Raw genomic sequence first — 23,207 nt, forward strand, 5'->3', positions numbered from 1 at the left:
TGCTGTTCATGGTCATTCCTTCAGGAGGCCGTTCATGAGCAACACGCATCTTCAGAGCGCCGGCGCGAAATTCCGCGCGGCAGTCGCGGCCGAGCAGCCGCTGCAGGTGGTCGGCGCGATCACCGCGTACGCAGCCAAGATGGCGCAGGCCGTCGGCTTCAAGGCCGTGTACCTGTCGGGCGGCGGCGTCGCCGCGAATTCGCTCGGCATTCCCGATCTCGGCATCAGCACGATGGAAGACGTGCTGATCGACGCGAACCGGATCACCAACGCGACCGACCTGCCGCTGCTCGTCGACATCGATACGGGCTGGGGCGGCGCGTTCAACATCGCGCGCACGGTTCGTTCGTTCATCAAGGCCGGTGTCGCGGCCGTCCACCTCGAGGACCAGGTCGGCCAGAAGCGCTGCGGCCACCGTCCGGGCAAGGAAGTCGTGCCGACCGACGAAATGGTCGATCGCGTGAAGGCCGCGGTCGACGCGCGCACCGACGACCAGTTCGTGATCATGGCCCGCACCGACGCGGCTGCTGCAGAAGGGATCGACGCCGCGATCGAGCGCGCGATCGCCTACGTGGAAGCCGGCGCGGACATGATCTTCCCGGAAGCGATGAAGACGCTCGACGACTATCGCCGCTTCAAGGCCGCGGTGAAGGTGCCGATCCTCGCGAACCTGACCGAGTTCGGCTCGACGCCGCTGTTCACGCTCGACGAGCTGCGCGAGGCGAACGTCGACATCGCGCTGTACTGCTGCGGCGCGTATCGCGCGATGAACAAGGCCGCGCTGAATTTCTACGAGACGCTGCGTCGCGACGGCACGCAGAAGGCGGCGGTGCCGACCATGCAGACCCGCGCCGAGCTGTACGACTTCCTCGGCTATCACGCGTACGAGCAGAAGCTCGACGAACTGTTCGCGCAGGGCAAGAAGTAACGCGGCCCGCGCGCCGGGACACGGTTCCCGGAACGCTTTGCATGAAGCCGGGCCGCGCGCACGAGCGCCGCGTCCGGCCGACGTGACACCCCAGATACCCATTGGAGAACGGAAACATGAGCGAGACGAAAGACGCAGCAGCACCGGCCGCCGCAGGCGCATTCAAGCCGAAGAAGTCGGTGGCGCTGTCGGGCGTGACGGCCGGCAACACGGCGCTGTGCACGGTCGGCAAGACCGGCAACGACCTGCACTATCGCGGCTACGACATTCTCGACGTCGCCGAATCGTGCGAGTTCGAGGAAATCGCACACCTGCTCGTGCACGGCACGCTGCCGAACCTGACCGAACTCGCCGCATACAAGACCAAGCTGCGCGCGCTGCGCGGCCTGCCGAGCGCGCTGAAGGCCGCGCTCGAGCAGATCCCGGCGTCGGCTCATCCGATGGACGTGATGCGCACCGGCGTGTCGGTGCTCGGCACCGTGCTGCCGGAGAAAGACGATCACAACCTGCCGGGCGCGCGCGACATCGCCGACCGCCTGATGGCGTCGCTCGGCTCGATGCTGCTTTACTGGTATCACTTCTCGCACAACGGCAAGCGCATCGAGACGGAAACCGACGACGACTCGATCGGCGGTCACTTCCTGCACCTGCTGCACGGCAAGACGCCGTCGAAGTCGTGGGTCGACGCGATGCACACGTCGCTGATCCTGTACGCGGAGCACGAGTTCAACGCATCGACGTTCACCGGCCGCGTGATCGCGGGCACGGGTTCGGACATCTATTCGGCGATCACCGGCGCGATCGGCGCGCTGCGCGGGCCGAAGCACGGCGGCGCGAACGAAGTCGCGTATGAAATCCAGAGCCGCTACAGCTCGCCGGACGACGCCGAGGCCGACATCCGCCGCCGCGTCGAGAACAAGGAAGTCGTGATCGGCTTCGGCCACCCGGTCTACACGATCTCCGATCCGCGCAACAAGGTGATCAAGGGCGTCGCGCACAAGCTGTCGAAGGAAGCGGGCGACCTGAAGCTGTACAGCATCGCCGAGCGCCTGGAATCGGTGATGTGGGACGCGAAGAAGATGTTCCCGAACCTCGACTGGTTCAGCGCGGTGTCGTATCACATGATGGGTGTGCCGACCGCGATGTTCACGCCGCTGTTCGTGATCTCGCGCACGTCCGGCTGGAGCGCGCACATCATCGAGCAGCGCGTCGACAACAAGATCATCCGCCCGAGCGCGAACTACACGGGTCCGGAAGACCTGCAGTTCGTGCCGATCGAGAAGCGCTGATCTTCGGCCGCGCGCGCCGGCGCCCGTGATGCGGGCCGCCGGCGCGCGCGCAACGTCTTACCCCGAATTCCGCCCCACATCATGAATACCGCCAACCGCAAACCCCTGCCCGGCACGTCGCTGGACTACTTCGACGCGCGTGCCGCGGTCGAAGCGATCGCCCCCGGCGCGTACGACACGCTGCCGTACACGTCGCGCGTGCTCGCCGAAAACCTCGTGCGCCGCTGCGATCCGGCGATCCTCGCCGAGTCGCTGAAGCAGATCATCGAGCGCAAGCGCGAACGCGACTTCCCGTGGTTCCCGGCGCGCGTGGTGTGCCACGACATCCTCGGCCAGACGGCGCTCGTCGACCTCGCGGGCCTGCGCGACGCGATCGCCGAGCGCGGCGGCGACCCGGCCAAGGTGAACCCGGTCGTGCCCGTGCAGCTGATCGTCGACCACTCGCTCGCCGTCGAGTGCGGCGGCTTCGATCCCGACGCGTTCGCGAAGAACCGCGCGATCGAGGATCGCCGCAACGAGGATCGCTTCCACTTCATCGAATGGACCAAGCGGTCGTTCGAGAACGTCGACGTGATCCCGCCGGGCAACGGCATCATGCACCAGATCAACCTCGAGAAGATGTCGCCGGTGATCCAGGCGCAGGACGGCGTCGCGTTCCCGGACACCTGCGTCGGCACCGACAGCCATACGCCGCACGTCGACGCGCTCGGCGTGATCGCGATCGGCGTGGGCGGGCTGGAAGCGGAGAACGTGATGCTCGGCCGCGCATCGTGGATGCGCCTGCCCGACATCGTCGGCGTCGAGCTGACCGGCAAGCGTCAGCCGGGCATCACGGCAACCGACGTGGTGCTCGCGCTGACCGAGTTCCTGCGCAAGGAAAAGGTGGTCGGCGCGTACCTGGAATTCCGCGGCGAAGGCGCGGCGAGCCTCACGCTCGGCGATCGCGCGACGATCTCGAACATGGCGCCCGAATATGGCGCGACGGCCGCGATGTTCTTCATCGACGGCCAGACGACCGACTACCTGCGCCTCACCGGCCGCAGCGACGAGCAGGTGAAGCTGGTCGAGACCTACGCGAAGGTGACGGGCCTGTGGGCCGATACGCTGAACGATGCGCAGTACGAGCGCACGCTGACGTTCGACCTGTCGAGCGTCGTGCGCAACATGGCCGGCCCGTCGAACCCGCACAAGCGGCTGCCGACGTCCGACCTCGCCGCGCGCGGGATCGCCGGCCAGTGGGAAGAGAAGGCGGGCGAGATGCCCGACGGCGCGGTGATCATCGCCGCGATCACGAGCTGCACGAACACCAGCAACCCGCGCAACGTGATCGCCGCGGCCTTGCTCGCGCGCAACGCGAACGCGCGCGGCCTCACGCGCAAACCGTGGGTGAAGAGCTCGCTCGCGCCGGGCTCGAAGGCGGTCGAGCTGTATCTGGAAGAAGCGAACCTGCTGCCGGAGCTCGAGAAGCTCGGCTTCGGCATCGTCGCGTTCGCGTGCACGACCTGCAACGGGATGTCGGGCGCGCTCGACCCGAAGATCCAGCAGGAGATCGTCGATCGCGACCTGTACGCGACGGCCGTGCTGTCCGGCAACCGCAACTTCGACGGCCGTATCCACCCGTATGCGAAGCAGGCGTTCCTCGCGTCGCCGCCGCTCGTCGTCGCGTATGCGATCGCCGGCACGATCCGCTTCGACATCGAGAAGGACGTGCTGGGCCACGACCAGGACGGCAAGCCCGTCACGCTGAAGGATATCTGGCCGACCGACGAGGAGATCGATGCGATCGTCGCGTCGAGCGTGAAGCCCGAGCAGTTCCGCAAGGTCTACGAACCGATGTTCGCGCGCGCGGCCGATGCGGGCGAGCGCGCGGCGCCGCTGTACGACTGGCGCGCGCAGAGCACGTACATCCGCCGCCCGCCGTACTGGGAAGGCGCGCTGGCCGGCGAGCGCACGCTCGAGGGCATGCGCCCGCTCGCGGTGCTCGGCGACAACATCACGACCGACCACCTGTCGCCGTCGAACGCGATCCTCGCGAACAGCGCGGCCGGCGAATACCTCGCGAAGATGGGCCTGCCTGAAGAAGACTTCAACTCGTACGCGACGCACCGGGGAGACCACCTGACCGCGCAGCGCGCGACCTTCGCGAACCCGACGCTGATCAACGAGATGGCGGTTGTCGACGGCGCGGTGAAGAAGGGCTCGCTCGCGCGCGTCGAGCCGGACGGCAAGGTCATGCGGATGTGGGAAGCGATCGAGACGTACATGAATCGCAAGCAGCCGCTGATCGTGATCGCGGGCGCCGACTACGGCCAGGGCTCGTCGCGCGACTGGGCCGCGAAGGGCGTGCGGCTCGCGGGCGTCGAGGCCATCGTCGCCGAGGGCTTCGAGCGGATCCACCGCACGAACCTGATCGGGATGGGCGTGCTGCCGCTCGAGTTCAAGCCGGGCACGAACCGCACGACGCTCGGCATCGACGGCACCGAGACCTTCGACGTGATCGGCGAGCGCACGCCGCGTGCCGATCTCACGCTGGTGATTCACCGCAAGAACGGCGAGCGCGTGGAAGTGCCGGTGACGTGCCGGCTCGATACGGCCGAGGAAGTGTCGATCTACGACGCGGGCGGCGTGCTGCAGCGCTTCGCGCAGGACTTCCTCGAATCGTCGCAGGCGGCTTGACCGGGTCATACAGGGACAACGCAAACATGGCTCACATTCCTCAAATCAGGATTCCCGCGACCTACCTGCGCGGCGGCACCAGCAAGGGCGTGTTCTTCCGGCTGCAGGACCTGCCGGACGCCGCGCAGGCGCCGGGCGCCGCGCGCGACGCGCTGCTCTTGCGCGTGATCGGCAGCCCCGATCCGTACGGCAAGCAGATCGACGGGATGGGCGGCGCGACGTCGTCCACCAGCAAGACGGTGATCGTGTCGAAGAGCACGCGGCCGGGGCATGATGTCGACTACCTGTTCGGGCAGGTCGCGATCGACCGCGCGTTCGTCGACTGGACCGGCAACTGCGGCAACCTGTCGGCGGCGGTCGGCCCGTTCGCGATCAGCGGCGGCCTCGTCGATGCGTCGCGCGTGCCGCGCGACGGCGTCGCGACCGTGCGGATCTGGCAGGCGAACATCGGCAAGACGATCGTCGCGCACGTGCCGGTCACGAACGGCGCGGTGCAGGAGACGGGCGATTTCGAACTGGACGGCGTCACGTTCCCGGCCGCCGAAGTGCAGCTCGAGTTCATGGACCCGGCCGCCGACGAAGAGGGCGCGGGCGGCTCGATGTTTCCGACCGGCAACCTGGTCGACGACCTCGCCGTGCCGGGTATCGGCACGCTGAAGGCGACAATGATCAACGCGGGGATTCCGACCATCTTCGTCGAGGCCGAAGCGATCGGCTATACGGGAACGGAGCTGCAGGACGCGATCAACGGCGACCCGAAGGCGCTCGAGAAGTTCGAGACGATCCGCGCGCACGGCGCGCTGCGCATGGGGCTGATCGACACGCTCGACGAGATCGCGACGCGGCAGCACACGCCGAAGGTCGCGTTCGTCGCGAAGCCGGCCGACTATGTCGCGTCGAGCGGCAAGCGCGTGAATGCGGGCGACGTCGACCTGCTGGTGCGGGCGATGTCGATGGGCAAGCTGCACCACGCGATGATGGGCACGGCGGCGGTCGCGATCGGCACGGCCGCGGCGATCCCCGGCACGCTCGTCAACCTTGCGGCGGGCGGCGGTGAGCGTAATGCGGTGCGCTTCGGGCATCCGTCGGGCACGCTGCGCGTCGGCGCGGAAGCGCAGCTCGAGAACGGCGAATGGACCGTCACGAAGGCGATCATGAGCCGCAGCGCGCGCGTGCTGATGGAAGGCTGGGTGCGGGTGCCGGGGGATGCGTTCTGAGCATGCCGCGGTTCGTGCGTGCAACCCTGCAGCGCTGAACCGGACCGATCCCTGCGAAGCGGACCGGCTGCGCAGGGATTTTTTCGTTTGGCGCATGCGTGACGAAGGCAATTCGCTATTCAACGCGTGGGATCGGTGACCGTACCGGTGCGCGGAAGCGTGCCCCGGTCGTGACGCACGGATCCGCGCTGGCGTGAGTCATCGCAGATCGATCCCAAAGCATGGGACCCACGTGAGCACTAAAGCGCTAACGTGGATCGACCGCGAAGAACGGGACCCGCGTAAGCGCTAAAGGGCTAACGCGGATCGACCGCGAAGCATGGGACCCACGTAAGCGCTAAAGCGCTAACGTGGATCGACAGGAGAATCGCATGTCGCTTGATGCGCCGCTTGCCGGCGTCCACATCGTCGAATTCGAAGGCCTCGGCCCCGGCCCGCTCGCGGGCTGGATGCTCGCCGGGATGGGCGCGCGCATCACGCTGATCGCGCGTCCGGCGGGCCGCACCAGCGCACCGGACGCGCTGCAGGGCCGCGACGGCGACCTGCTGCGCGAAGGCAAGACGATCGTCGAACTCGATCTGAAGACGCCGGCCGGCCGCGATGCGGCGCTCGCGCTGATCGCCCAGGCCGATGCGCTGATCGAGGGCCTGCGTCCCGGCGTGATGGAACGCCTCGGCCTCGGGCCCGACGATTGCGCGCGCCACAACCCGAAGCTCGTGTATGGGCGCATGACGGGCTGGGGCCAGGGCGGCCCGCTCGCGACGGCCGCCGGGCATGACCTGAACTACGTCGCGCTGACGGGGCTGCTGTCGCTGTCGGCACCGCGCGACGGCCGGCCCGGCGTGCCGCCGACCGTCGTCGGCGATGCGGGCGGCGCGCTCGGGCTCGCATTCGGGATCGTCTGCGCGCTGTTCGACGTGCGCGGCGGCGGCCCGGGGCGCGTGGTCGACGGCGCGATCGTCGACATCGTGTCGATGCTCGGCTCGCTCGCGTTGTGGGCACGCGCGAACGGGCAGCTCGATGGCGCGCAGCCGAGCCTCTTCCACGATGCGCCGTTCTACGACGTGTATCGATGCGCGGACGGCGAATGCGTGACGATCGGCGCGCTCGAGCCGCCGTTCTATGCGTTGCTGGTCGAGCTGCTCGGTTTGAGCGACGTCGATCCGGCGTCGCAGTACGATCGCGCGCGCTGGACGGCGCTGAAGGCACGTTTCGCGGAGGTGTTCGCGCAGCAGCCGTCCGCGCACTGGCGCGCGCTGCTCGAAGGGACGGACGCGTGCTTCGCGCCGGTGCTGAGCGTGGCCGAAGCACTGGAGCATCCGCACAATGCGGCGCGCGGGATCTATCGTACCGATGCGAGCGGCAACGTTCGGGCGCGCGTGGCGCCGCGGTTTCTGCCGTTGACGGACGATGAAGCGTAAGCGCATCCCAAGTCGGATATATCTCGGATAATGCCGACCGCATCGAGGTATTGAGGCAGAAAAAAATAATCCTCGTTGTCGGTAGGAGTTTCGAATTCGTCTGATTGTTTTTCCTTTCTCGATCACGCAAATTTTTGCGTCGAACAATCCTTATCCATTCGTCGAGAAAGGACATCCAGATGAAGAACGAGCAGAGCGCGCCGACTTATCTTTTCGCCACCATCGGAGCGCTCACTGAGCGCGGTGGTCGTGTGACCCAAGCTAGCAGCGGCCTTGCTGTCGCCGGGCTTGCTGTTGCCCGGGTTGGCGATGTCGTCACGTATGAGGATGGCAGTGAGGCAGTCATTACCGACGGCGCGGGCAATTATGCGGTTTGCCGAGAAAAGCCATTTGCACTGGTAGGTAGCCGATTGAGCAATGGCGATCGTATCGTCGAAACACTTCAGCGGTTATGGGGCATTCATGTTCCGGCGGGTGAGACCGTCGATGGCTTGTTCGATGCGGCTTATGTGCCTTCGCCTGAGCCGCCGCGCTACCGGCTCGCGGTGCGAGGCGCAACGACTGCGCGAGGTGGCGTGCTGCGCAACGCTACCGGTGCATTGAGCACCGGTGTCCGGCTTGGCAAGGCTGGTATCGTGGGTAATCAGGTCCACTATGCGGACGGTTCGACCGCGCGAATCGTAAGCGGCCTTGCGCTGGCGGATAACCGTGACTTCGAGCCGCTGGCTTTCGTCGGAAGCGAACTCGATAACGGCGACATCATTACGGACAGCCCGGAGCGCGAGGGTCTCGTATCCGCCTTTACCTTCACGCTGGTGAAGCGTTCGACTACGGCACGCCCAGGAGACGTCGCGTGATCCGCTATTTCCTTGCGAAGGGCGATCAGGGTGGCAGTGCGAGCATTACGGAAGGATTGGAGCACGTCACGTGTTCCAATCCGCCGCCACGCGTGCATATCGCGACGCTCTACATGAAAACGTACTGCGCAGCGTGCAAGCAGGAAGGATTTATTGCGCCGGCAGGTCCACGCTGGCCGGGTACCGGGCCGAATGGCAAGCCTTGGGCGTTGAGCGGTGACATCAACGTCTGTGGTTGCAATCCGCCGCCCGTTTTTTATGCGGAGCGCGGCATGAGCATGTCTTTTACGGCAGAGGAAGCGGCGACTCTTGTTACTCCACACGCTCGCACACATAGTCGGGCGCACGTGGACGTAGATGACGATCTCGAGTGCTACTTCGAAATCCGTGATGCGATGACCGATACCCCTGTCGAGGGAATGATCTACAGGCTCTCGAGTGACGAGCAATCCCTTGTCTGCGACGCGGCGCTAACGGAAGGGGAAACTCGCGCTTTCTCGGTGAAGGCGCATCCGAATCTCATCTTCGTGGCATGGCGCGAGGGTGACGTACGATGAGAGGCATGATTGATGGGAACGTGCGATTACTTGCCGCGATTGCGTATGGGGAGGCGTCCACGGCGAACGATTCGCAGGAAATCGGAGGGATTGCGTTTGCCGTCGCAAATCGGTGCCGAGCGTGGGGAGGAAAAATGGTGTCGGAACTGCGTGCGGCGGACCCGAATTACTCGTATGCATGGGATGGCTCCAACGCAAGATTCAACAAATTGATGCGCACGCCTGACAGCGAAATTGTGTTGAATCCTGGCATGGCGCTGGCTGTTGACTGGGCTCAAAAAGCATTGGCCAACGAGCGGCCGGACCCCTCGAATGGGGCATTTTGGTGGGACGGCCGGGACTTCAAAACCAATTACGGAAACCATCCCAAGGTTCGTGATGGCTTCAAATGGGGTTCGCAATCGGACAACATTTTTGGCGTGCCGGAGAAGCGGCGCGAGGTCATCGTTCGATGGAAAATCCGAAATAAAAGGACCGGGAAGATCGTCGATGGGGGTGAGCGCGGGCGTTACGATTCGGTGTGGGTTTCGACAGCCGCGCACGGGGATACGGTATTTTGGAAGCACAATCCCGACTATCTGAAGGCGAGCGGAGGAAAAGCATACCGATGAAACCCGCAATGACCTTGGTGGCAATCCTGGTTGCCTTCGCAAGGAGCGCTCATGGCGCTACGATCTACGACAGCTATGACGAGTTCTATGCGGCCCAATCGAGTGCATTGTTTGGCAGTCCAGTCGAGCAACGCGCAAGCGTTCTATATTCCTATCGCGGTAATGGAGGCGTATACCAGGATTTTCAAATCGACTTGGACGGGAAGACGGTACACGTCACAGTAGCGGAGAACCAGATATCGATTGGCGGCAGGATCTATCGCTTTTCGAACGCAACGACTTTCCCTGGTGAACATCCAGTGGATATCTACCCCGGAAGCGCGAGCATATTTTTTTCTGGAGCCGCGGACCATCGTCCGTCGGCTCTTTGTGTGGAGGGAAACAGCAACGGGTCTGGTGAATCTGGCCGCCATCGCCAAATCTACTTGCTGACCAACCCGTTCGAGTCTAGAAAAAGCGCGGCATTTCTTCATTTGCCGAGTCTGCTTTCGTCCTGTCGGGCCGTATTGGCAACAAAGGCCGGATTGCTTGCATTTCCGAAGAACAGCTATCTGTTCGATGATGCACAAGAGACCCGTCTCGGCCTATTAATTTCGTACTACACGTTTGAAAAGCGGCGCTTTGTTCCGGCCCTGAACGAGGTTCGGCTTCGATTTACGCGTCCCGAGATTCCATTTCAATTTTCGGTTCAGGGCGAGCAATAAGACAGCCGAACGATTCGCCGACGAATCTGCCTCACGCCGTTTCCTCCCGCGCATCCGGCATCTTGCCGTCGCCGACGCGGTTGATCGTGCCTTGCGCGATCGCGACGAGCCGTTCGTGATCGCCGTCGATGACGAACACATGACACTGGCAGGTCGCCTGGTGCCGGCCCGCGTAGACGACCTTCGCCCGCGCAACGAGCGTGCCGTTCACGGCCGGCCGCAGGTAGTTGATCTTGTATTCGGCGGTGATGACGCGCGGGCCGAGCACCAGCGCGCCGGCGAACGTCAGCGCGTTGTCGGCGAGATAGCCGATCACGCCGCCGTGCACGAAGCCGTGCTGCTGCCGCAGTTCTTCCCGCACGGGCAGGCACAGCGACACTTCGTTGTCGCCGATATGCATCAGCTCCGTGCCCAGCAGCATGCTGAACGGTTGCGCGCGCAATGCGCCGCGCGCGTGGTCCGTGATGTCCGTCATCGACTTCCCCAATGCGTGTCCGCTTGCGCTGAACTCTAGGAAGGGGGCCGCGGATAAGCAAGGAAATTCGTCCGCATTTCGTGCAGATGCCGGCGCGATGCGACGCGGACGCGATGCGACGTGATGATTGCGTCGAACGCGCGTGTTGTCCTCGTTTGCCGGCGATTCGACGGGAATGGCGGGCACTGGCCGGGCGCCTCTCGCCGGATGTTCCTAAAGTCCGACGAAGAAATGCCGCTAATGCCGGGGCATTGCTTCATCGTCGGCTCTCCAGGAATCTCCCCCATGTTCGGAAAAATCAAGCTCGCGTCGGGTCTGCTCGGCGTGTTGACCGTGTTTTGCCTCTTTCTGTTCGCGATCGAGGCGCTCGGCTTCTGGGCGCTCGCGTCGACGCGCAGCGGCGTCGACGATCTGTCGAACGTCGCGATCGCGCAGGTCGACGCGGCCAGCCAGGCGACCGAGCGCCTGCTCGACGCCCGCGTGAACCTGTCGCGCGCCGGCACGCGGATGGTGCGCGGCGGCCCGAAGCCCGACGAGATCATCCGTCATGCCAGCGCTTCGCTCGGCGAAGCGGACAAGGCGTTCGCCGCGCTGACGGCCGCACAGGCCGTCGACGCGACGAACCGCGCGCGCGTCGCGGCGCTCGCCGAGCGCTATCGCGCGCTGCGCGGCGCGCTGGGCGAACTCGTGCAGTTCCTCGACGCCGACAACATCCAGGCGTTCCTCGACCAGCCGACCCAAGGCTTCCAGGACGCGTATCTCGCCGAACTGCACCGCTTCGCCGACTACGGCGGCGCGTCGAGCCGCGACGCGCTCGCCACGATCGACAGCGGGATGCAGTGGTTCAAGTGGGTCGGCATCGTGCTGCTAGTGGCGATGCTCGCGGCAAGCGCGGCCATCTACGCGGCCGCGCGGCGCACGGTCGTCGCGCCGCTGGACGAAGCCGGCCGCCATTTCGAGCGGATCGCGCAGGGCCGGCTCGACGAGGCCGTGCGGGCGGGCGGCGTGTTCGAGATCGACCGGATGCTGCGCGGCCTCGCCGCGATGCAGGCGAGCATCGCGGACACCGTGCGCACCGTGCGTCACGCATCCGACGCGATCCACCTCGGCGCGGGCGAGATCGCCGGCGGCAACGCGGACCTGTCCGCGCGCACGGGCACGCAGGCCGCGTCGCTCGAGGAAACCGCCGCGAGCATGGAGGAACTGACCGCGACCGTGCGCCAGAACACCGACAGCGCACGGGCGGCCAGCGCGCTGGCCGACGCGGCGCTTGACGCGACGCGCCACGGCGGCGGCGTGGTCGACAGCGTGATCGACCGGATGCGCGGCATCGCGCAGAGCTCCGGGCGGATCGCGGAGATCATTTCGGTGATCGACGGCATCGCGTTCCAGACCAACATTCTCGCGCTGAACGCGGCGGTCGAGGCCGCGCGGGCCGGCGAGCAGGGTCGCGGTTTCGCGGTGGTCGCGGGCGAAGTGCGCTCGCTCGCGCAGCGCAGCGCGCAATCGGCGAAGGAGATCAAGGCGCTGATCGAGGAGTCGGTCGCGCAGATCGACGGCGGCTCGGAACTCGTCGAACGGGCCGGCGACGCGATGCGGACGGTCTCGGCGTCGATCACGCGGGTCGTGCAGACGATGTCGGAGATCACGGCCGCGTCGGTCGAGCAGACCGTCGGCATCGAGCAGGTCAACCAGGCCGTCACGCAAATGGACCAGCTGACGCAGCAGAACGCGGCACTGGTGGAGGAAGTCGCGGCGGCGGCCGCGTCGCTGAACGACCAGACCGCGCACCTGATGCAGGCGGTGTCGGTGTTCGAACTGGGCGACGCGCGCGCGGCTCGCGGGGTTCGCGACGTTCGCGGGTCGCCGTCGCCGGCCGACGCCGGTTACGAAACGGCGGGCAGCGCCGCGTAAGCGGTCGCGAGGTGGTAGGGCGTCGTCGACGGCATGTCGGCGCGCGACACCTGCCCGTCGGCCGTCTTGCACTCGAACCAGCCGCGCGGATGCAGGAAGCGCGCGGCGAAGCGCTCGATCTGCCGCGCGAGCGGCGCGGACGCCGGCGTGCCGCCGTGCGTCGCGAGCGCGCGCAGGTATTCGGTCTGCGCCCAGATCCGCTGCGTGCCGTCGAGGCATGCGCCTCGTGCGTCGACCGCCGCGCACACGGCGCCCGTCTGCGGATCGACCCCGTGCTGCTCGGCGAACGCGAACGCGCGCGCGAGCGCGTCGGGCAGCCCGGTTTGCGCGAGGCGCGCGCCGGCCGCGTCGACCAGATAGAACCACTCGAACTGATGGCCGGGCTCGAAGCGGTTGTCGGCCGCCCCGAGCGGCAGCTCGGCGACGCAGCCGGTCACGGTATCGACGAACGTGCGTTCGACGGCCTGCGCGGTGCGCGCGAGCGCATCGTCGAACGCCGCGTCGCCGAACGCATCGGCGGCCGCGAGCCACGCTTCGGTCAGGTGCATCAGCGGGTTCTGCAGCGCGCCGCTGCCCGACGACGAGAAATCGGCGTGACGCGCGGCGTCGAGCAGCGCGTCGCCCGGCTGCGGCGCGAAGCGGTCCTGGATCAGCGCGGCGGTGTCCTCGGCGGCCGCGCGCGCCGCGGCGTCGCCCGACGCCGCATGCCACGCGGCACACGCGAACACGACGAACGCGTGCGTATAGAGGTCCTTGGTCGTGTCGAGCGGCGCGCCTTGCGCGTCGACGCTGTAGAACCAGCCGCCGTGGCGCGGGTCGCGGAAGCGGCCGCACAGCGAGTCGAACAGCGTGGCCGCGTGCGCGATGTTGCCGGCCTGCGCGAACACGAACAGCTGCCGCGCGCAGGCCATGGCGCGATAACGGGTGACGGGCAGCGGTGCATGGCTGGCCGGATCGACGGCCTCGAACGGTAGCCGCAGCGTGTGGTCGAACCCTGAACCCTGCCAGATCGGCAAGACGACGTGCGCGAAATGACGGCGCAGCTGGGCGGCCTGGGCGGAAGCGGAGTCGGAAACGGACATGACGGGGTTATGCGCTTGGATCGAAACGTGTCGGCGCGGCCCGGAGGATCGGCGCGGCCGGGGCCAAGGATAAAACATTCCGCGCGGCCGACGCCAAAAAAGGAGAGAAATCGGATGCTCGGCAACCTGGAACTCGTGATGCGGCTGGTTCTCGCGGCGGCGCTCGGCAGCGTCATCGGCATCGAGCGCGAGCGCCTTTCCTGGGCGGCCGGCCTGCGCACGCACATGCTGGTCTGTGTCGGCTCGACGCTCATCATGATCGTATCGGCATTCGGTTTCGCCGATGTGCTTGGCAGCAGCGACCACGTCGTGCTCGATCCGTCGCGGACCGCCGCGCAGGTGGTATCGGGGATCGGTTTCCTCGGCGCGGGCTCGATCCTGCTGCGCGGCGAGATCGTGCGCGGGCTGACGACGGCCGCGAGCCTGTGGTCGGTCGCCGCGATCGGCCTCGCGGTGGGCGGCGGCCTGTACGTCGCGGCGATTGCCGCGACGGTCATCATCCTGATCATCCTGGCCGGCATCAAGCCGCTCGAGCGGCGCTACTTCACGGTGCGGCAGCGGCGCCAGCTCGCGCTGACGGTGGTGAGCGGCGCGCTGACGTTCGATTCGCTGCACGCGGCGCTCGGCCCCGACAGCGCGCGCGTGAAGCAATTCATCGTGCAGCGCGCCGACGACACGGGCGAGCACGACGCGGTGCGCATCGCGCTCGGGCGCGTGTCGGATCTCGAATATCGCGCGATCTGCGACAAGCTGCGCGGGCTGTCGTGCGTGACGCGATTCGAGCAAGGCGGCGGGTTGCCGGGCGACGAATAGACGGCATCCGATCGGCCGGATCGGCGATCGGTCATGCGACAATGGCCGGTCACTGATTCCGTTCGACCTTCGGTTCCGCGCTCGCGGGCCTGCAATCCGACTCCATGACCGAATCCGTTTCCGTGCCTCGCTCCCGTTCCCATTCCCGCTCCGACCGTTCATCGGCCCGTTCGCGCCCGCGTTCCGCCGCGGCCGCGGCAGACACCGCCGCCAAGGCAACCGCGCGGTCCGGCAACGCGGGCGGCGATGCGCCGCGGGACGAACACACGCTCGACCTGTTCGGCGATCCGGTGCGCGAGCCGGCTGCGCGTGCGCCGGCCGTCTCGCGTGATGACGCGGTGGCGGACGCCGAGACGGTGGCCGCCGTGGCAGACGGCGAGGACGCCGCTCGGCAGGCGACGCTGGACGGATTCGCGACGCCGGGCGCCGCTGCCGATGCGGCCGAGCCGGCTCCCGACGTCGCGACGACGACGGAGTCTGCTTCGACGCGTGGAACCGGCGATGCGGCCGATGCCGATGTCGTGCCCGCGCCCGCTGCAGACACGACGAAACCCGGCGGGGCGCTGCTGTCCGATGGTGGCGGCGCGCCCGCAGCTGGTGAGTCGGCAACGGGCGGCGGCCAGATGAAGGCCGGCAGCGTGTCGGAAGCCGGCGGCGCGGCCGGGACGAACGCCGATCGTTCGACCGCGAATGCCGATGCGTTGGGTGGTGCGGTCGAGGCCGTCATCGCCGATCGTCTCGTGAAAGCGGGCGGGGAGGCCGAAGGTGCCGCCGTGCCGGTCGCACACGATGACGCGGCGCGGGCGCCCGGCGAGACCACGAAGGGGCGTCGCGCATCCTCCCGCGGCAAGCGACGTGCGACTGCCGGCACGCGCGAAGCGGGAGCGCCAGCGGTGCGTAGTGCGCCGGGAGCAGCGGCTGTCGGCGCCGGGGCGGAGGCGACTCCGGCGCAGCACACTGCGCCGTCCGCCGAACCGCAGGCGACGGCCGAAACGCAGGCGAGAGCCGAACCGGCCGGGCCGGTCGCTGCCGCGATTGCCGCGAGTACCCGTGATGCTACGCGAGCAGCCGCAGCGCCGGCGTCGCCGGTCGTGCAGCCGGTGGCGTCCGCGGCGTCGTTCGTGACGAAGCCGTCGGCGGATCGCGCGCAACCGGCCGCGTCGAGCGGGCCAGCCTTCGATCCCGACACGCATCTGCGCCCGCTGTCGGATCGGCTCGCCACCCTGCAGGCCGAGACGGCCGGCATGAAGCAGGCGGCCGATCGCGAGATGCGTCGCGTCAACCGGCTGCTGCTGGCACTGGCGATCGTCGTGTTCGCGGGGCTCACCGCACTGGTGCTGCAAACACGGCAGATCGCGCACCTGAAGCAGGAACTGGATGCCCGGCAACAGCGGATAGACCGGCTGGCTGCCGATCTGTCGACGCAGCAGGCAACGCTGATGACGCTCGCGGAACACCACGAAGCGATGCTGTCGCAGGTCGACCGGCTGCAGCGCAATGCGAACCGTGAGGCGACGGCCGCGAAGCGCGCGCGTCGAACGCACTAAATCGTCCGACCCTACCTGCAAACCCCGGCCTGGCAAGGCGCGTCGCGGGTGACCGTCCATTGGCGGTTGCACGGGGTGCGGCAAACTGATGCGGCGCGCTGGCAGAGTTCAGGGAAAACCCTTAGAATGGAGTTCGTCTAAGGGAAAACCCTAGCGCCATCTGTCAGGAGTCTCACATGAGCTTCATTCTTGCCCTGCTGCAAAAGATCGACGACCTGTTCGTCTCCCCGCACCTGCCGCTCGACGCGGAATATTCGTACGCTGCGCGTCGCGCCGAAGCCGAGCGCGTGCGTCGTGCGAACCTCGTGCCGATCGTCCTGTACCGTCGCTGATTCGCTGATTCGCTGATTCGCTGATTTGCTGATTTGCTGATTTGCTGATTCGCTGACTCGCTGACTCGCTGACTCGCTGATCCGGCGCAGCGCTCGCCGCGACTGCCTGCCCGCTTTCCGCCGTCGCATCGCGCGCCGGTGTGACCGTCCCGCTACACTGGAAGTCCGACTTCCCTCGCGACACCCGGGCCATGCTGCAGATGCGGCCGATGACGGCCGGTGAATTCCACGCATACCGCACGCGCGCCATCGACGGCTACGCGCGCGATCTCGTGTCATCCGGGCAGAATGCGGCCGACGACGCGGCGAGCCGCGCCCGCGCCTGTTTCGATACGCTGCTGCCCGACGGCCTGCTCACTTCCGGCCAGACACTCGTCCAGCTGATCGACGCCGCCAGGGGCGACACGGTCGGCGATCTCTGGTACGCGATCGTGCCCGAAGGGCCGAACCGCACGCTGTTCATCTACGACCTCGACATCGTCCCGGCCCGGCGGCGCCAGGGCTGGGCCACACGCGCGCTCGATGCGCTGGAGGCCGAGGCGCGCCGCCATGGCGTCACCGAGATCGGGCTGTCGGTGTTCAATCACAACACGGCTGCCCGTGCGCTGTATCGGGCGTGCGGCTTCGCGCCGATCACGACGACGCTGATCAAGCCGGTCGTCTCTGGCTAACGACGAAGATTCGACACCGCAGGCGCAACGTTTTCGTTTCGACACGATTTCACGTCAGCGCACACGTGGGCCGTGGCGCGCTCTGGATGGGCCCGCGAGTCCGATTTGGCCTTTTGAGCGCGGGCCCCCCAACCGGCATGGCAACCGAAATCCAGTGTGGCTCCTATGATGAGCGGGCCAACAGTTTGGCGTACTCATACGCAGCCTGCGGCGATCACCGACTGACCATTCATGTCATGCCCGGAACCCGAGCGTTCGGTCGCGGTGGATTCTTCATCCATGGTGGCACGAACGCGGGATCTGCCGGATGCATCAATCTTCATTCCGGAATGGAAAATTTCGTTCGAGACATCGAGGCGGCGACGAAGGACGCGCCCGAGTGCTACGTTCCACTGACGATTCAATACTGACATGCGAAAACGCCCGTTGCATATCTTGATTGGTGTGGCGCTGCTGATTTCGATCCTGCTCGTTTTTGCGTTCAACGCGATCAATCTCGAAGAGGCATACGGCGACGGACCACCCTGCTACGCGCGGACGACCAATATGGACAAGTGGACGAATCCGCTCCCGTTGCTGGGTATTGTCGATGGCGCGATGCTGGTCGCGATCGGCGCGTATTGTTTCTGGATTCGTCGAAGCCGTTGAATCCTGCGCGCGGCGGCGAGCGTGCGGGTTGCAGTCCCGCCCGTTTTCGCGCCGCGCCGGCTCATCGCGCCCGCCCTTTCCATCTCCTCAGCAGCAACGCATTCGTCACGACGCTGACGCTGGAGAACGCCATCGCCGCCCCCGCGATCACCGGATTCAACCAGCCGAGCGCCGCGAGCGGCACGCCGATCAGGTTATAGACGAACGCCCAGAACAGGTTCTGCTGGATCTTCCGGTACGTCCGCTTCGAGATGTCGATCGCATCGGCGACGAGCGCCGGGTCGCCGCGCATCAGCGTGATGCCGGCCGTGTGCATCGCGACGTCGGTGCCGGTGGCCATCGCGATGCCGACATCGGCCGCGGCGAGCGCGGGCGCATCGTTGATCCCGTCGCCGACCATCGCGACGATTCCGCCGTGCGTACGCTTCAGTTCGGTCACCACGCGTGCCTTGTCGTCGGGCAGCACCTGCGCATGCACTTCGCCGATCCCGAGCGTCGCTGCGACTGCCGCCGCGCTGCCGCGGTTGTCGCCCGTCACGAGCACGCTCGCGACGCCGCGTGCCGACAGGGCCGCGACCGCGTCGCGCGCGCCGGGCTTCACGGTGTCGCCGAACGCGATCAGCGCGAGCAGCGCACGCGGCGCATCGGCGCGCATCAGCCACGAAATCGTGTTGCCCGCGCGTTCGAGTTCCGCGGCACGCGCGTCGAGTTCGGGCGGCACGACGATGTCGAGTTCATCGCGCCAGCGGGTGCTGCCGAGCGCGAGAAGCTGCCCGTCGACACGCGCTTCGACCCCGCGTCCGGCCACCGCGCGCGCATCGGCCGCGACGATCTCGGCCGAACCCGCGCCGCCGCCGCCGCGAGCCAGGATGTCAGCATCGTGTGCGGCGACCACCGCGCGCGCGAGCGGGTGATCGCTTTGCCGCTGGACCGCGGCCGCGAGCGCGAGCGCCTGCTCGCGCGGGATGCCGACGGCGTCGAACGCCGTCACGGACGGTTTGCCTTCGGTCAGCGTGCCGGTCTTGTCGAACGCGATCACGGTGGTGCGCTGCGCGAGTTCGAGCGCCTGGGCGTCCTTGATCAGCACGCCGTGGCGGGCCGCGACGCCGGTGCCGGCCATGATCGCCGCGGGCGTCGCGAGGCCGAGCGCGCACGGGCACGCGATGACGAGCACCGCGACCGCGTTGAGGATCGCCGTTTCGGTGCCGGCGCCGGCGATCAGCCAGCCGATCAGCGTCAGCACGGCGATGCCGAGGATCGCCGGCACGAACACTTCGCTGACGCGATCGACGAGCCGCTGGATCGGCGCTTTCTCCGCCTGGGCGGATTCGACGAGGCGGATGATGCGTGCGAGCGTCGTTTCCGCGCCGATCGCGGTGGTTTCGACGACGAGCGCGCCTTCGCCGTTGATCGACCCGGCCGTGACCGGGTCGCCGTCGTCCTTCGGCACCGGCAGGCTTTCACCGGTGATCAGCGATTCGTCGACGTGCGAGCGGCCCGACACGATCCGGCCATCGACGGGCACACGCTCGCCGGGACGGATGCTGACGGTCGTGCCGACGCGCACCTGCGCGAGCGGCACGTCGCGTTCGACACCGTGCTCGACGACGCGCGCACGGTCCGGACGCAGCGCGTTCAGCGCGCGGATCGCCTCGGTCGTCTGGCGTTTCGCGCGCGCTTCGAGCCATTTGCCGAAGCGCACCAGCGTGACGATGACGGCCGATGCCTCGAAATACAGGTGGCCGGGGTGCGCGGGGTCGCGCAGCAGCATCCACAGGCTCAGGCCGAACGCGGCCGACGTGCCGAGTGCGACGAGCAGGTCCATGTTGCCCGTGCGTGCCTTCACCGCATGCCAGGCGGCGCGGTAGAAGCGCGCGCCGAAGCCGAACTGGACGATCGACGCGAGCACGAGCTGCAGCCAGCCGGGCAGCATCGCGTCGAAACCGAACGGCGCGACGAGCATCGGCACGACGAGCGGCGCGCTCAGCACGGCCGAGCCGATCACGAGATTGCGCTCGCGGATCGCTTCGCGTTGCTTGCGGGCGTCGGGGGCTTGCGCGGCGGCGCCGGCGGTGGCGTCGGTCGAGGCGCCCACGTCCGCGGTGGCGGCGAGCGACGCCCGATAGCCGGCCGTCGTGACCGCCGCGATCAGCGTGGCGGCGTCGAGCGCGCTGGTGCCATGCACCGACGCGCGTTCGGTCGCGAGATTGACCGACGCATGCGTGACGCCCGGCACCTTCTCCAGCGCCTTTTCGACGCGCGACACGCATGACGCGCAGGTCATCCCGTCGATGGCGAGTTCGAGGCTGGCGGATGCCGGAGACGCGGACGGGGCAGGGAGGGCGGCGGTATCCGGTGCGAGCGGCGTCGCACCATAGCCGGCCTGCCTGACGGCATCCGCCAGTTGCGACGCGGAAACGTCCGCTGCGGCGTCGACCGTCGCGCGTTCGGTCGCGAGGTTGACCGTTGCGCGCGTGACGCCCGGCACTTTCGCGAGTGCTTTCTCCACGCGCGATACGCACGACGCGCAGGTCATGCCGTCGATATCGAGTTCGATCGTGGTGGCGGTGGTGGGCGTTGCCGCTACCGGCAGTGCTGCGACGCGCGTCGCGTGCCCCGCGGGCGCGGCCGCCACGGCTGCGCCCGTCGCTTCGCGCACGGTAGCGCGATAGCCGGCGGCGCCGACCGCATCGACGAGTTGCGCCGGCTCGACGGCATCATGCGCGGTGACCGTGGCCGCATGCGAGCCGAGATCGACCGTGGCCTCGACGACGCCCGGCACCGCAGCCAGCGCACGTTGCACACGGCCGGTGCAGCCGCCGCAATGCATGCCGTCGACGGTCAGTTCGACCGTTTGCAGGGCTGCGGAGGCGAGTGGTTCAGTCATGTCGGATTCCCCAAGAGCGCGGATCGAGCCGCGAATGATGTCAGTATCAACATTCCCATGATGGGAAGGTCAAGGGGTGACGATTCGGCGCAGGGACGTGAATAGCGGCTCGGCTTACCGATACGTTATCTGGTGTCGGGGCGCGAAAAACGCAATGCCCGGGGTCCGGACGGAACCCCGCCATTCACGAATGCGCCATCGACCGCGTGCTCATGCGCAGAGCTTGGCACTCGCAAGACGGTTCAGGCTGACGCCCTGCTCCGCAGCCTGGATGACCAGTGCCCGGTGCGCCTGTGGCGGGATGCGGACCTTGAATTCGCCGCTGTAGGTTCGATCGGCGATCGGTTCGGGGACTTTTTCTCCATTCGCCGTCATGTCGCGCACGACGTCGGCGACCAGCCGGCGAATGCCGGCCAGCGCGCCTTCCGGCGTCTGGTCGAGCCACGACAGGGAAGGGAATTCCGCACAGAGGCCGACGTGCTCCCCGTCCTCCGGGGACCACGTTACGCGATACGTAAAGTGGTCTTGAGTCATGATTTCTGTTCCTTCAGTCGGTCGATCGCATCGAGCACCTGCCGGACCTGATAGGCCTTTGCCTTCCCGCGATCGTTCTGGATATCGACCCGCGGATCGCGTTGCCACGGTGTCTTGAAAAATGGCATGGCTCGAACCGGATTGGCGGGCCTGACCGAAGTGTGCCTCGCAGACCTTCCGCAGATCGTTGAATCGCACATTCGCCGGCTCACGCCTCATTTGGTCGAGGATCTTCCATTCGTTTGCCATGACGGGAATGGTGTCAATAATGACACCATAAGTCAAGGCGGCCAAAAGCGTGATGGAGGCCGGCCGGGTCGTCGATGCTGCGTCGATTCCGGCCGATCCCGGCGGCGGCCGGGACCGTCGATGCCGCAACTACTGCTGCGCCCGTTATTCGGCATATTGGGGGATGCCCTTAGGCGCTATGATACCGGCCTGACATCAGCGTCCGCCCGGCGAAGCGGCGACCGGGCAGGCTGGGGTGCCTTGCCTTCGCCGATCGTGAGTCGAACAAGGCGTTGACTGACAAGAACGATATTCGGCCAGTATTCAATGATTGAAAACCTACGAGAATCAATTGCTCTGCGGCGCGCGGCAGGCGCGTCGCTGGCCCTGGCGACGCTGCTGGCGGGATGCGCGTCGCAACCGGATGCGATCCAGCGGAAAACCGGCTGGATGCGCGCCGAAGTGGCCGACTCTTATGTATACGCGTATCCGCTCGTGCTGATGGACGTCGCGAAGGAAGCCGCGACGGGCGGCGACGGCGCGCAGCCGGGCCAGGCGCCGCTCAACACGCTGCGTCACGCGCAGGCGCTGCCGCCCGTCGGCGCGCTGAACCCGCCGCTGCCGGGCGTCGACACGCTCGACTCGACCGGCTGGCTCGACGTCGGCGCCGAGCCGGTGATCGTGACGCTGCCGGACACCCGCGGCCGTTACTGGGATGCGCGCGCGCTCGACATGTGGACGAACGTGCTGTGGTCGGCGTCGAGCGTGGCGGCGCGTGGCGCTCGCGGCGCCGTGCGAGCGCAAACGATTGCCTTCGCCGCGAAGGACTGGCAAGGCACGCTGCCGAAGGGCGCATTGCGGATCGACGTGCCGTCGGCCAACGCGTGGCTCGAAGTGCGGCTGCAGACGAGCGGCGGGCGCGACCTCACGAACGTGAAGAAACTGCAGCGTACGATCCGCGTGGTGCCGCTGTCCGTCTATACGGGCAGCGCGCGCGGCGCGTCGGTCGCGGTCCATGCGGGCAGCGCGCCGTCGGAAGCGGCGAGCGGCGGCACGCCGGCCGAGCAGGTGGCCGCGCTCGACCCGAAGGCGTTCTTCACGCGCTTCGCGCAGGCGCTGCAGGACAACCCGGCACCGGCCGACGATGCGCACGCGCAGGAACAGCTGAAGGACATCGGCGTGACGGCCGGCTACCCGGTGCTGTGGACGGGCGATCGCCTGAACGCCGCGACGGCCGGCGTCGCCGAGGCGCGCGCGCGGCTCGCGACACCGCCGTCGAACCTGCTCAACGCGAACGGCTGGAGCTGGATCGGCGACACGGCCGGCAAGTACGGTCAGGATTACACGCTGCGCGCGTACGCGGCCTACACGCAGTTCGGCACCGCGACGCGCGACGACGAGACGCTCGCGTTCGTGCGCGTCGACAGCGACGGCCATGCGCTGAACGGCGCGAACCGCTACGTGCTGCATTTCGCGCCCGGCGCGCTGCCGCCGGTGCGCGGGTTCTGGACGCTCACGCCTTATGCGACGAACGGTGCGCTGCCCGACGTCGGCTCGGCGCGCCGCTCGCTCGGCGACCGCGACCGGCTGCGCCGCAACCACGACGGCTCGATCGACGTGGTCGTGTCTGCATCGCCGGGCGGCACGCATGCGGCCAACTGGCTGCCGGCGCCGCGCACCGATTTCGCGCTCGCGCTGCGGCTGTACGCGCCGAAGCCGCAAGCGAGCGACGGCTCGTGGATGCCGCCCGTCGTCGTCCGGAAATGAACCGACGGGCGCCGCCGCTGTCCGATCCGCGGGCGCGGCGGCCGCGCCC

Annotated in this window: 22 protein-coding genes; 16 read left to right on the forward strand and 6 right to left on the reverse strand. The window is 67.4% G+C overall.

Going from position 1 to position 23,207, the window contains the following annotated elements; translation table 11 throughout:
• Window positions 1–34 precede the first annotated feature (34 nt).
• The 9 genes from prpB (at window position 35) to U5A56_RS13495 (ending at window position 10,260) form a co-directional block, all read left to right on the forward strand.
• Window positions 35–928, forward strand: coding sequence for a methylisocitrate lyase (gene prpB, locus U5A56_RS13455; RefSeq protein ID WP_044845010.1), 894 nt, complete (start codon window positions 35–37; stop codon window positions 926–928).
• A gap of 116 nt (window positions 929–1,044) precedes the next feature.
• Window positions 1,045–2,217: a 2-methylcitrate synthase gene (gene prpC / locus U5A56_RS13460; RefSeq protein WP_044845011.1), complete on the forward strand. Its 1,173-nt coding sequence runs from the start codon at window positions 1,045–1,047 to the stop codon at window positions 2,215–2,217.
• Between the two features lie 81 nt (window positions 2,218–2,298).
• Window positions 2,299–4,893 (forward strand): Fe/S-dependent 2-methylisocitrate dehydratase AcnD, encoded by a 2,595-nt coding sequence (gene acnD, locus U5A56_RS13465; RefSeq protein ID WP_321922787.1) that lies wholly within the window; start codon window positions 2,299–2,301, stop codon window positions 4,891–4,893.
• 26 nt (window positions 4,894–4,919) lie between these two features.
• Window positions 4,920–6,110 carry a 2-methylaconitate cis-trans isomerase PrpF gene (gene prpF / locus U5A56_RS13470; protein ID WP_321797870.1) on the forward strand — a complete coding sequence of 397 codons (1,191 nt, stop codon included), beginning with the start codon at window positions 4,920–4,922 and terminating at the stop codon, window positions 6,108–6,110.
• Between the two features lie 371 nt (window positions 6,111–6,481).
• Complete coding sequence (locus U5A56_RS13475) at window positions 6,482–7,531, forward strand: CaiB/BaiF CoA-transferase family protein (protein ID WP_321922789.1); 1,050 nt, start codon at window positions 6,482–6,484, stop codon at window positions 7,529–7,531.
• Between the two features lie 179 nt (window positions 7,532–7,710).
• Window positions 7,711–8,388 carry a PAAR domain-containing protein gene (locus U5A56_RS13480; protein WP_257772743.1) on the forward strand — a complete coding sequence of 226 codons (678 nt, stop codon included), beginning with the start codon at window positions 7,711–7,713 and terminating at the stop codon, window positions 8,386–8,388.
• A complete protein-coding gene (locus U5A56_RS13485) occupies window positions 8,385–8,945 on the forward strand; it encodes a hypothetical protein (RefSeq protein ID WP_321922792.1) in 561 nt (186 codons plus the stop codon). Before U5A56_RS13480 ends, U5A56_RS13485 begins: the two co-directional genes overlap by 4 nt.
• A 5-nt stretch (window positions 8,946–8,950) precedes the next feature.
• Window positions 8,951–9,556: a hypothetical protein gene (locus U5A56_RS13490; protein WP_321922793.1), complete on the forward strand. Its 606-nt coding sequence runs from the start codon at window positions 8,951–8,953 to the stop codon at window positions 9,554–9,556.
• On the forward strand, window positions 9,553–10,260 hold the full coding sequence (locus tag U5A56_RS13495; protein ID WP_321922794.1) for a hypothetical protein: 708 nt from the start codon (window positions 9,553–9,555) through the stop codon (window positions 10,258–10,260). The genes U5A56_RS13490 and U5A56_RS13495 overlap by 4 nt, the downstream gene beginning before the upstream one ends.
• 31 nt (window positions 10,261–10,291) lie before the next feature.
• Here U5A56_RS13495 and U5A56_RS13500 read toward each other — a convergent pair whose 3' ends face one another.
• On the reverse strand, window positions 10,292–10,735 hold the full coding sequence (locus U5A56_RS13500) for a PaaI family thioesterase (protein WP_044845017.1): 444 nt from the start codon (window positions 10,733–10,735) through the stop codon (window positions 10,292–10,294).
• A 285-nt stretch (window positions 10,736–11,020) separates the two neighbouring features.
• Here U5A56_RS13500 and U5A56_RS13505 point away from each other — a divergent pair, with 285 nt between their 5' ends.
• Window positions 11,021–12,649, forward strand: a complete 1,629-nt coding sequence (locus U5A56_RS13505) for a methyl-accepting chemotaxis protein (protein WP_321922797.1) — start codon at window positions 11,021–11,023, stop codon at window positions 12,647–12,649.
• On the opposite strand, the gene U5A56_RS13510 is transcribed toward U5A56_RS13505, so the two are convergent.
• Complete coding sequence (locus U5A56_RS13510; RefSeq protein ID WP_321922799.1) at window positions 12,622–13,731, reverse strand: AGE family epimerase/isomerase; 1,110 nt, start codon at window positions 13,729–13,731, stop codon at window positions 12,622–12,624. The genes U5A56_RS13505 and U5A56_RS13510 overlap by 28 nt on opposite strands.
• A gap of 114 nt (window positions 13,732–13,845) precedes the next feature.
• On the opposite strand from U5A56_RS13510, the gene U5A56_RS13515 reads away from it, so the two are divergent.
• From U5A56_RS13515 to U5A56_RS13530, 4 genes are all read left to right on the forward strand, one after another.
• Complete coding sequence (locus U5A56_RS13515) at window positions 13,846–14,544, forward strand: MgtC/SapB family protein (RefSeq protein WP_321922801.1); 699 nt, start codon at window positions 13,846–13,848, stop codon at window positions 14,542–14,544.
• 104 nt (window positions 14,545–14,648) lie between these two features.
• A complete protein-coding gene (locus U5A56_RS13520; protein ID WP_321922803.1) occupies window positions 14,649–16,091 on the forward strand; it encodes a flagellar hook-length control protein FliK in 1,443 nt (480 codons plus the stop codon).
• Window positions 16,092–16,267: 176 nt separating this feature from the next.
• Window positions 16,268–16,423, forward strand: coding sequence for a hypothetical protein (locus U5A56_RS13525; RefSeq protein ID WP_167359264.1), 156 nt, complete (start codon window positions 16,268–16,270; stop codon window positions 16,421–16,423).
• A gap of 191 nt (window positions 16,424–16,614) precedes the next feature.
• Entirely contained in the window at window positions 16,615–17,094 is a 480-nt protein-coding gene (locus U5A56_RS13530) for a GNAT family N-acetyltransferase (RefSeq protein WP_321922804.1), read from the forward strand.
• A gap of 194 nt (window positions 17,095–17,288) precedes the next feature.
• On the opposite strand, the gene U5A56_RS13535 is transcribed toward U5A56_RS13530, so the two are convergent.
• A complete protein-coding gene (locus U5A56_RS13535; RefSeq protein WP_321922805.1) occupies window positions 17,289–17,507 on the reverse strand; it encodes a hypothetical protein in 219 nt (72 codons plus the stop codon).
• Here U5A56_RS13535 and U5A56_RS13540 point away from each other — a divergent pair.
• Window positions 17,506–17,742 carry a hypothetical protein gene (locus U5A56_RS13540; RefSeq protein WP_321922807.1) on the forward strand — a complete coding sequence of 79 codons (237 nt, stop codon included), beginning with the start codon at window positions 17,506–17,508 and terminating at the stop codon, window positions 17,740–17,742. The genes U5A56_RS13535 and U5A56_RS13540 overlap by 2 nt on opposite strands.
• A gap of 61 nt (window positions 17,743–17,803) precedes the next feature.
• Here U5A56_RS13540 and U5A56_RS13545 read toward each other — a convergent pair whose 3' ends face one another.
• The 3 genes from U5A56_RS13545 to U5A56_RS13555 all read right to left on the reverse strand — a co-directional run bounded on the left by U5A56_RS13545 (window position 17,804) and on the right by U5A56_RS13555 (window position 21,291).
• Entirely contained in the window at window positions 17,804–20,629 is a 2,826-nt protein-coding gene (locus tag U5A56_RS13545; RefSeq protein ID WP_321922808.1) for a heavy metal translocating P-type ATPase, read from the reverse strand.
• Window positions 20,630–20,839: 210 nt separating this feature from the next.
• Window positions 20,840–21,163: a type II toxin-antitoxin system HicB family antitoxin gene (locus U5A56_RS13550; protein WP_044845023.1), complete on the reverse strand. Its 324-nt coding sequence runs from the start codon at window positions 21,161–21,163 to the stop codon at window positions 20,840–20,842.
• Window positions 21,160–21,291 (reverse strand): hypothetical protein, encoded by a 132-nt coding sequence (locus tag U5A56_RS13555; RefSeq protein WP_321922809.1) that lies wholly within the window; start codon window positions 21,289–21,291, stop codon window positions 21,160–21,162. Before U5A56_RS13555 ends, U5A56_RS13550 begins: the two co-directional genes overlap by 4 nt.
• A 427-nt stretch (window positions 21,292–21,718) precedes the next feature.
• Between U5A56_RS13555 and U5A56_RS13560 the strand changes: the two genes are divergently transcribed.
• Window positions 21,719–23,158, forward strand: a complete 1,440-nt coding sequence (locus U5A56_RS13560; RefSeq protein ID WP_321809902.1) for a DUF1254 domain-containing protein — start codon at window positions 21,719–21,721, stop codon at window positions 23,156–23,158.
• The last annotated feature ends 49 nt before the right edge of the window (window positions 23,159–23,207 follow it).

Origin of the sequence: Burkholderia sp. BCC1998 (assembly GCF_905339875.1) — a bacterium.
In the GTDB taxonomy this organism is placed as follows: domain Bacteria; phylum Pseudomonadota; class Gammaproteobacteria; order Burkholderiales; family Burkholderiaceae; genus Burkholderia.

Excerpts from the sequence above, each read along its gene's own strand:
- U5A56_RS13480 (WP_257772743.1), top strand. The coding sequence starts at position 7,711 with ATGAAGAACGAGCAGAGCGCGCCGACTTATCTTTTCGCCACCATCGGA.
- U5A56_RS13535 (WP_321922805.1), bottom strand. The coding sequence starts at position 17,507 with ATGTCAGTATTGAATCGTCAGTGGAACGTAGCACTCGGGCGCGTCCTT.
- U5A56_RS13545 (WP_321922808.1), bottom strand. The coding sequence starts at position 20,629 with ATGACTGAACCACTCGCCTCCGCAGCCCTGCAAACGGTCGAACTGACC.
- U5A56_RS13490 (WP_321922793.1), top strand. The coding sequence starts at position 8,951 with ATGATTGATGGGAACGTGCGATTACTTGCCGCGATTGCGTATGGGGAG.
- U5A56_RS13475 (WP_321922789.1), top strand. The coding sequence starts at position 6,482 with ATGTCGCTTGATGCGCCGCTTGCCGGCGTCCACATCGTCGAATTCGAA.
- U5A56_RS13520 (WP_321922803.1), top strand. The coding sequence starts at position 14,649 with ATGACCGAATCCGTTTCCGTGCCTCGCTCCCGTTCCCATTCCCGCTCC.
- U5A56_RS13560 (WP_321809902.1), top strand. The coding sequence starts at position 21,719 with ATGATTGAAAACCTACGAGAATCAATTGCTCTGCGGCGCGCGGCAGGC.
- U5A56_RS13550 (WP_044845023.1), bottom strand. The coding sequence starts at position 21,163 with ATGACTCAAGACCACTTTACGTATCGCGTAACGTGGTCCCCGGAGGAC.
- prpC (WP_044845011.1), top strand. The coding sequence starts at position 1,045 with ATGAGCGAGACGAAAGACGCAGCAGCACCGGCCGCCGCAGGCGCATTC.
- U5A56_RS13530 (WP_321922804.1), top strand. The coding sequence starts at position 16,615 with ATGCTGCAGATGCGGCCGATGACGGCCGGTGAATTCCACGCATACCGC.
- U5A56_RS13540 (WP_321922807.1), top strand. The coding sequence starts at position 17,506 with ATGCGAAAACGCCCGTTGCATATCTTGATTGGTGTGGCGCTGCTGATT.
- acnD (WP_321922787.1), top strand. The coding sequence starts at position 2,299 with ATGAATACCGCCAACCGCAAACCCCTGCCCGGCACGTCGCTGGACTAC.
- U5A56_RS13555 (WP_321922809.1), bottom strand. The coding sequence starts at position 21,291 with ATGCCATTTTTCAAGACACCGTGGCAACGCGATCCGCGGGTCGATATC.
- U5A56_RS13505 (WP_321922797.1), top strand. The coding sequence starts at position 11,021 with ATGTTCGGAAAAATCAAGCTCGCGTCGGGTCTGCTCGGCGTGTTGACC.
- prpF (WP_321797870.1), top strand. The coding sequence starts at position 4,920 with ATGGCTCACATTCCTCAAATCAGGATTCCCGCGACCTACCTGCGCGGC.
- prpB (WP_044845010.1), top strand. The coding sequence starts at position 35 with ATGAGCAACACGCATCTTCAGAGCGCCGGCGCGAAATTCCGCGCGGCA.
- U5A56_RS13515 (WP_321922801.1), top strand. The coding sequence starts at position 13,846 with ATGCTCGGCAACCTGGAACTCGTGATGCGGCTGGTTCTCGCGGCGGCG.
- U5A56_RS13510 (WP_321922799.1), bottom strand. The coding sequence starts at position 13,731 with ATGTCCGTTTCCGACTCCGCTTCCGCCCAGGCCGCCCAGCTGCGCCGT.
- U5A56_RS13500 (WP_044845017.1), bottom strand. The coding sequence starts at position 10,735 with ATGACGGACATCACGGACCACGCGCGCGGCGCATTGCGCGCGCAACCG.
- U5A56_RS13495 (WP_321922794.1), top strand. The coding sequence starts at position 9,553 with ATGAAACCCGCAATGACCTTGGTGGCAATCCTGGTTGCCTTCGCAAGG.
- U5A56_RS13525 (WP_167359264.1), top strand. The coding sequence starts at position 16,268 with ATGAGCTTCATTCTTGCCCTGCTGCAAAAGATCGACGACCTGTTCGTC.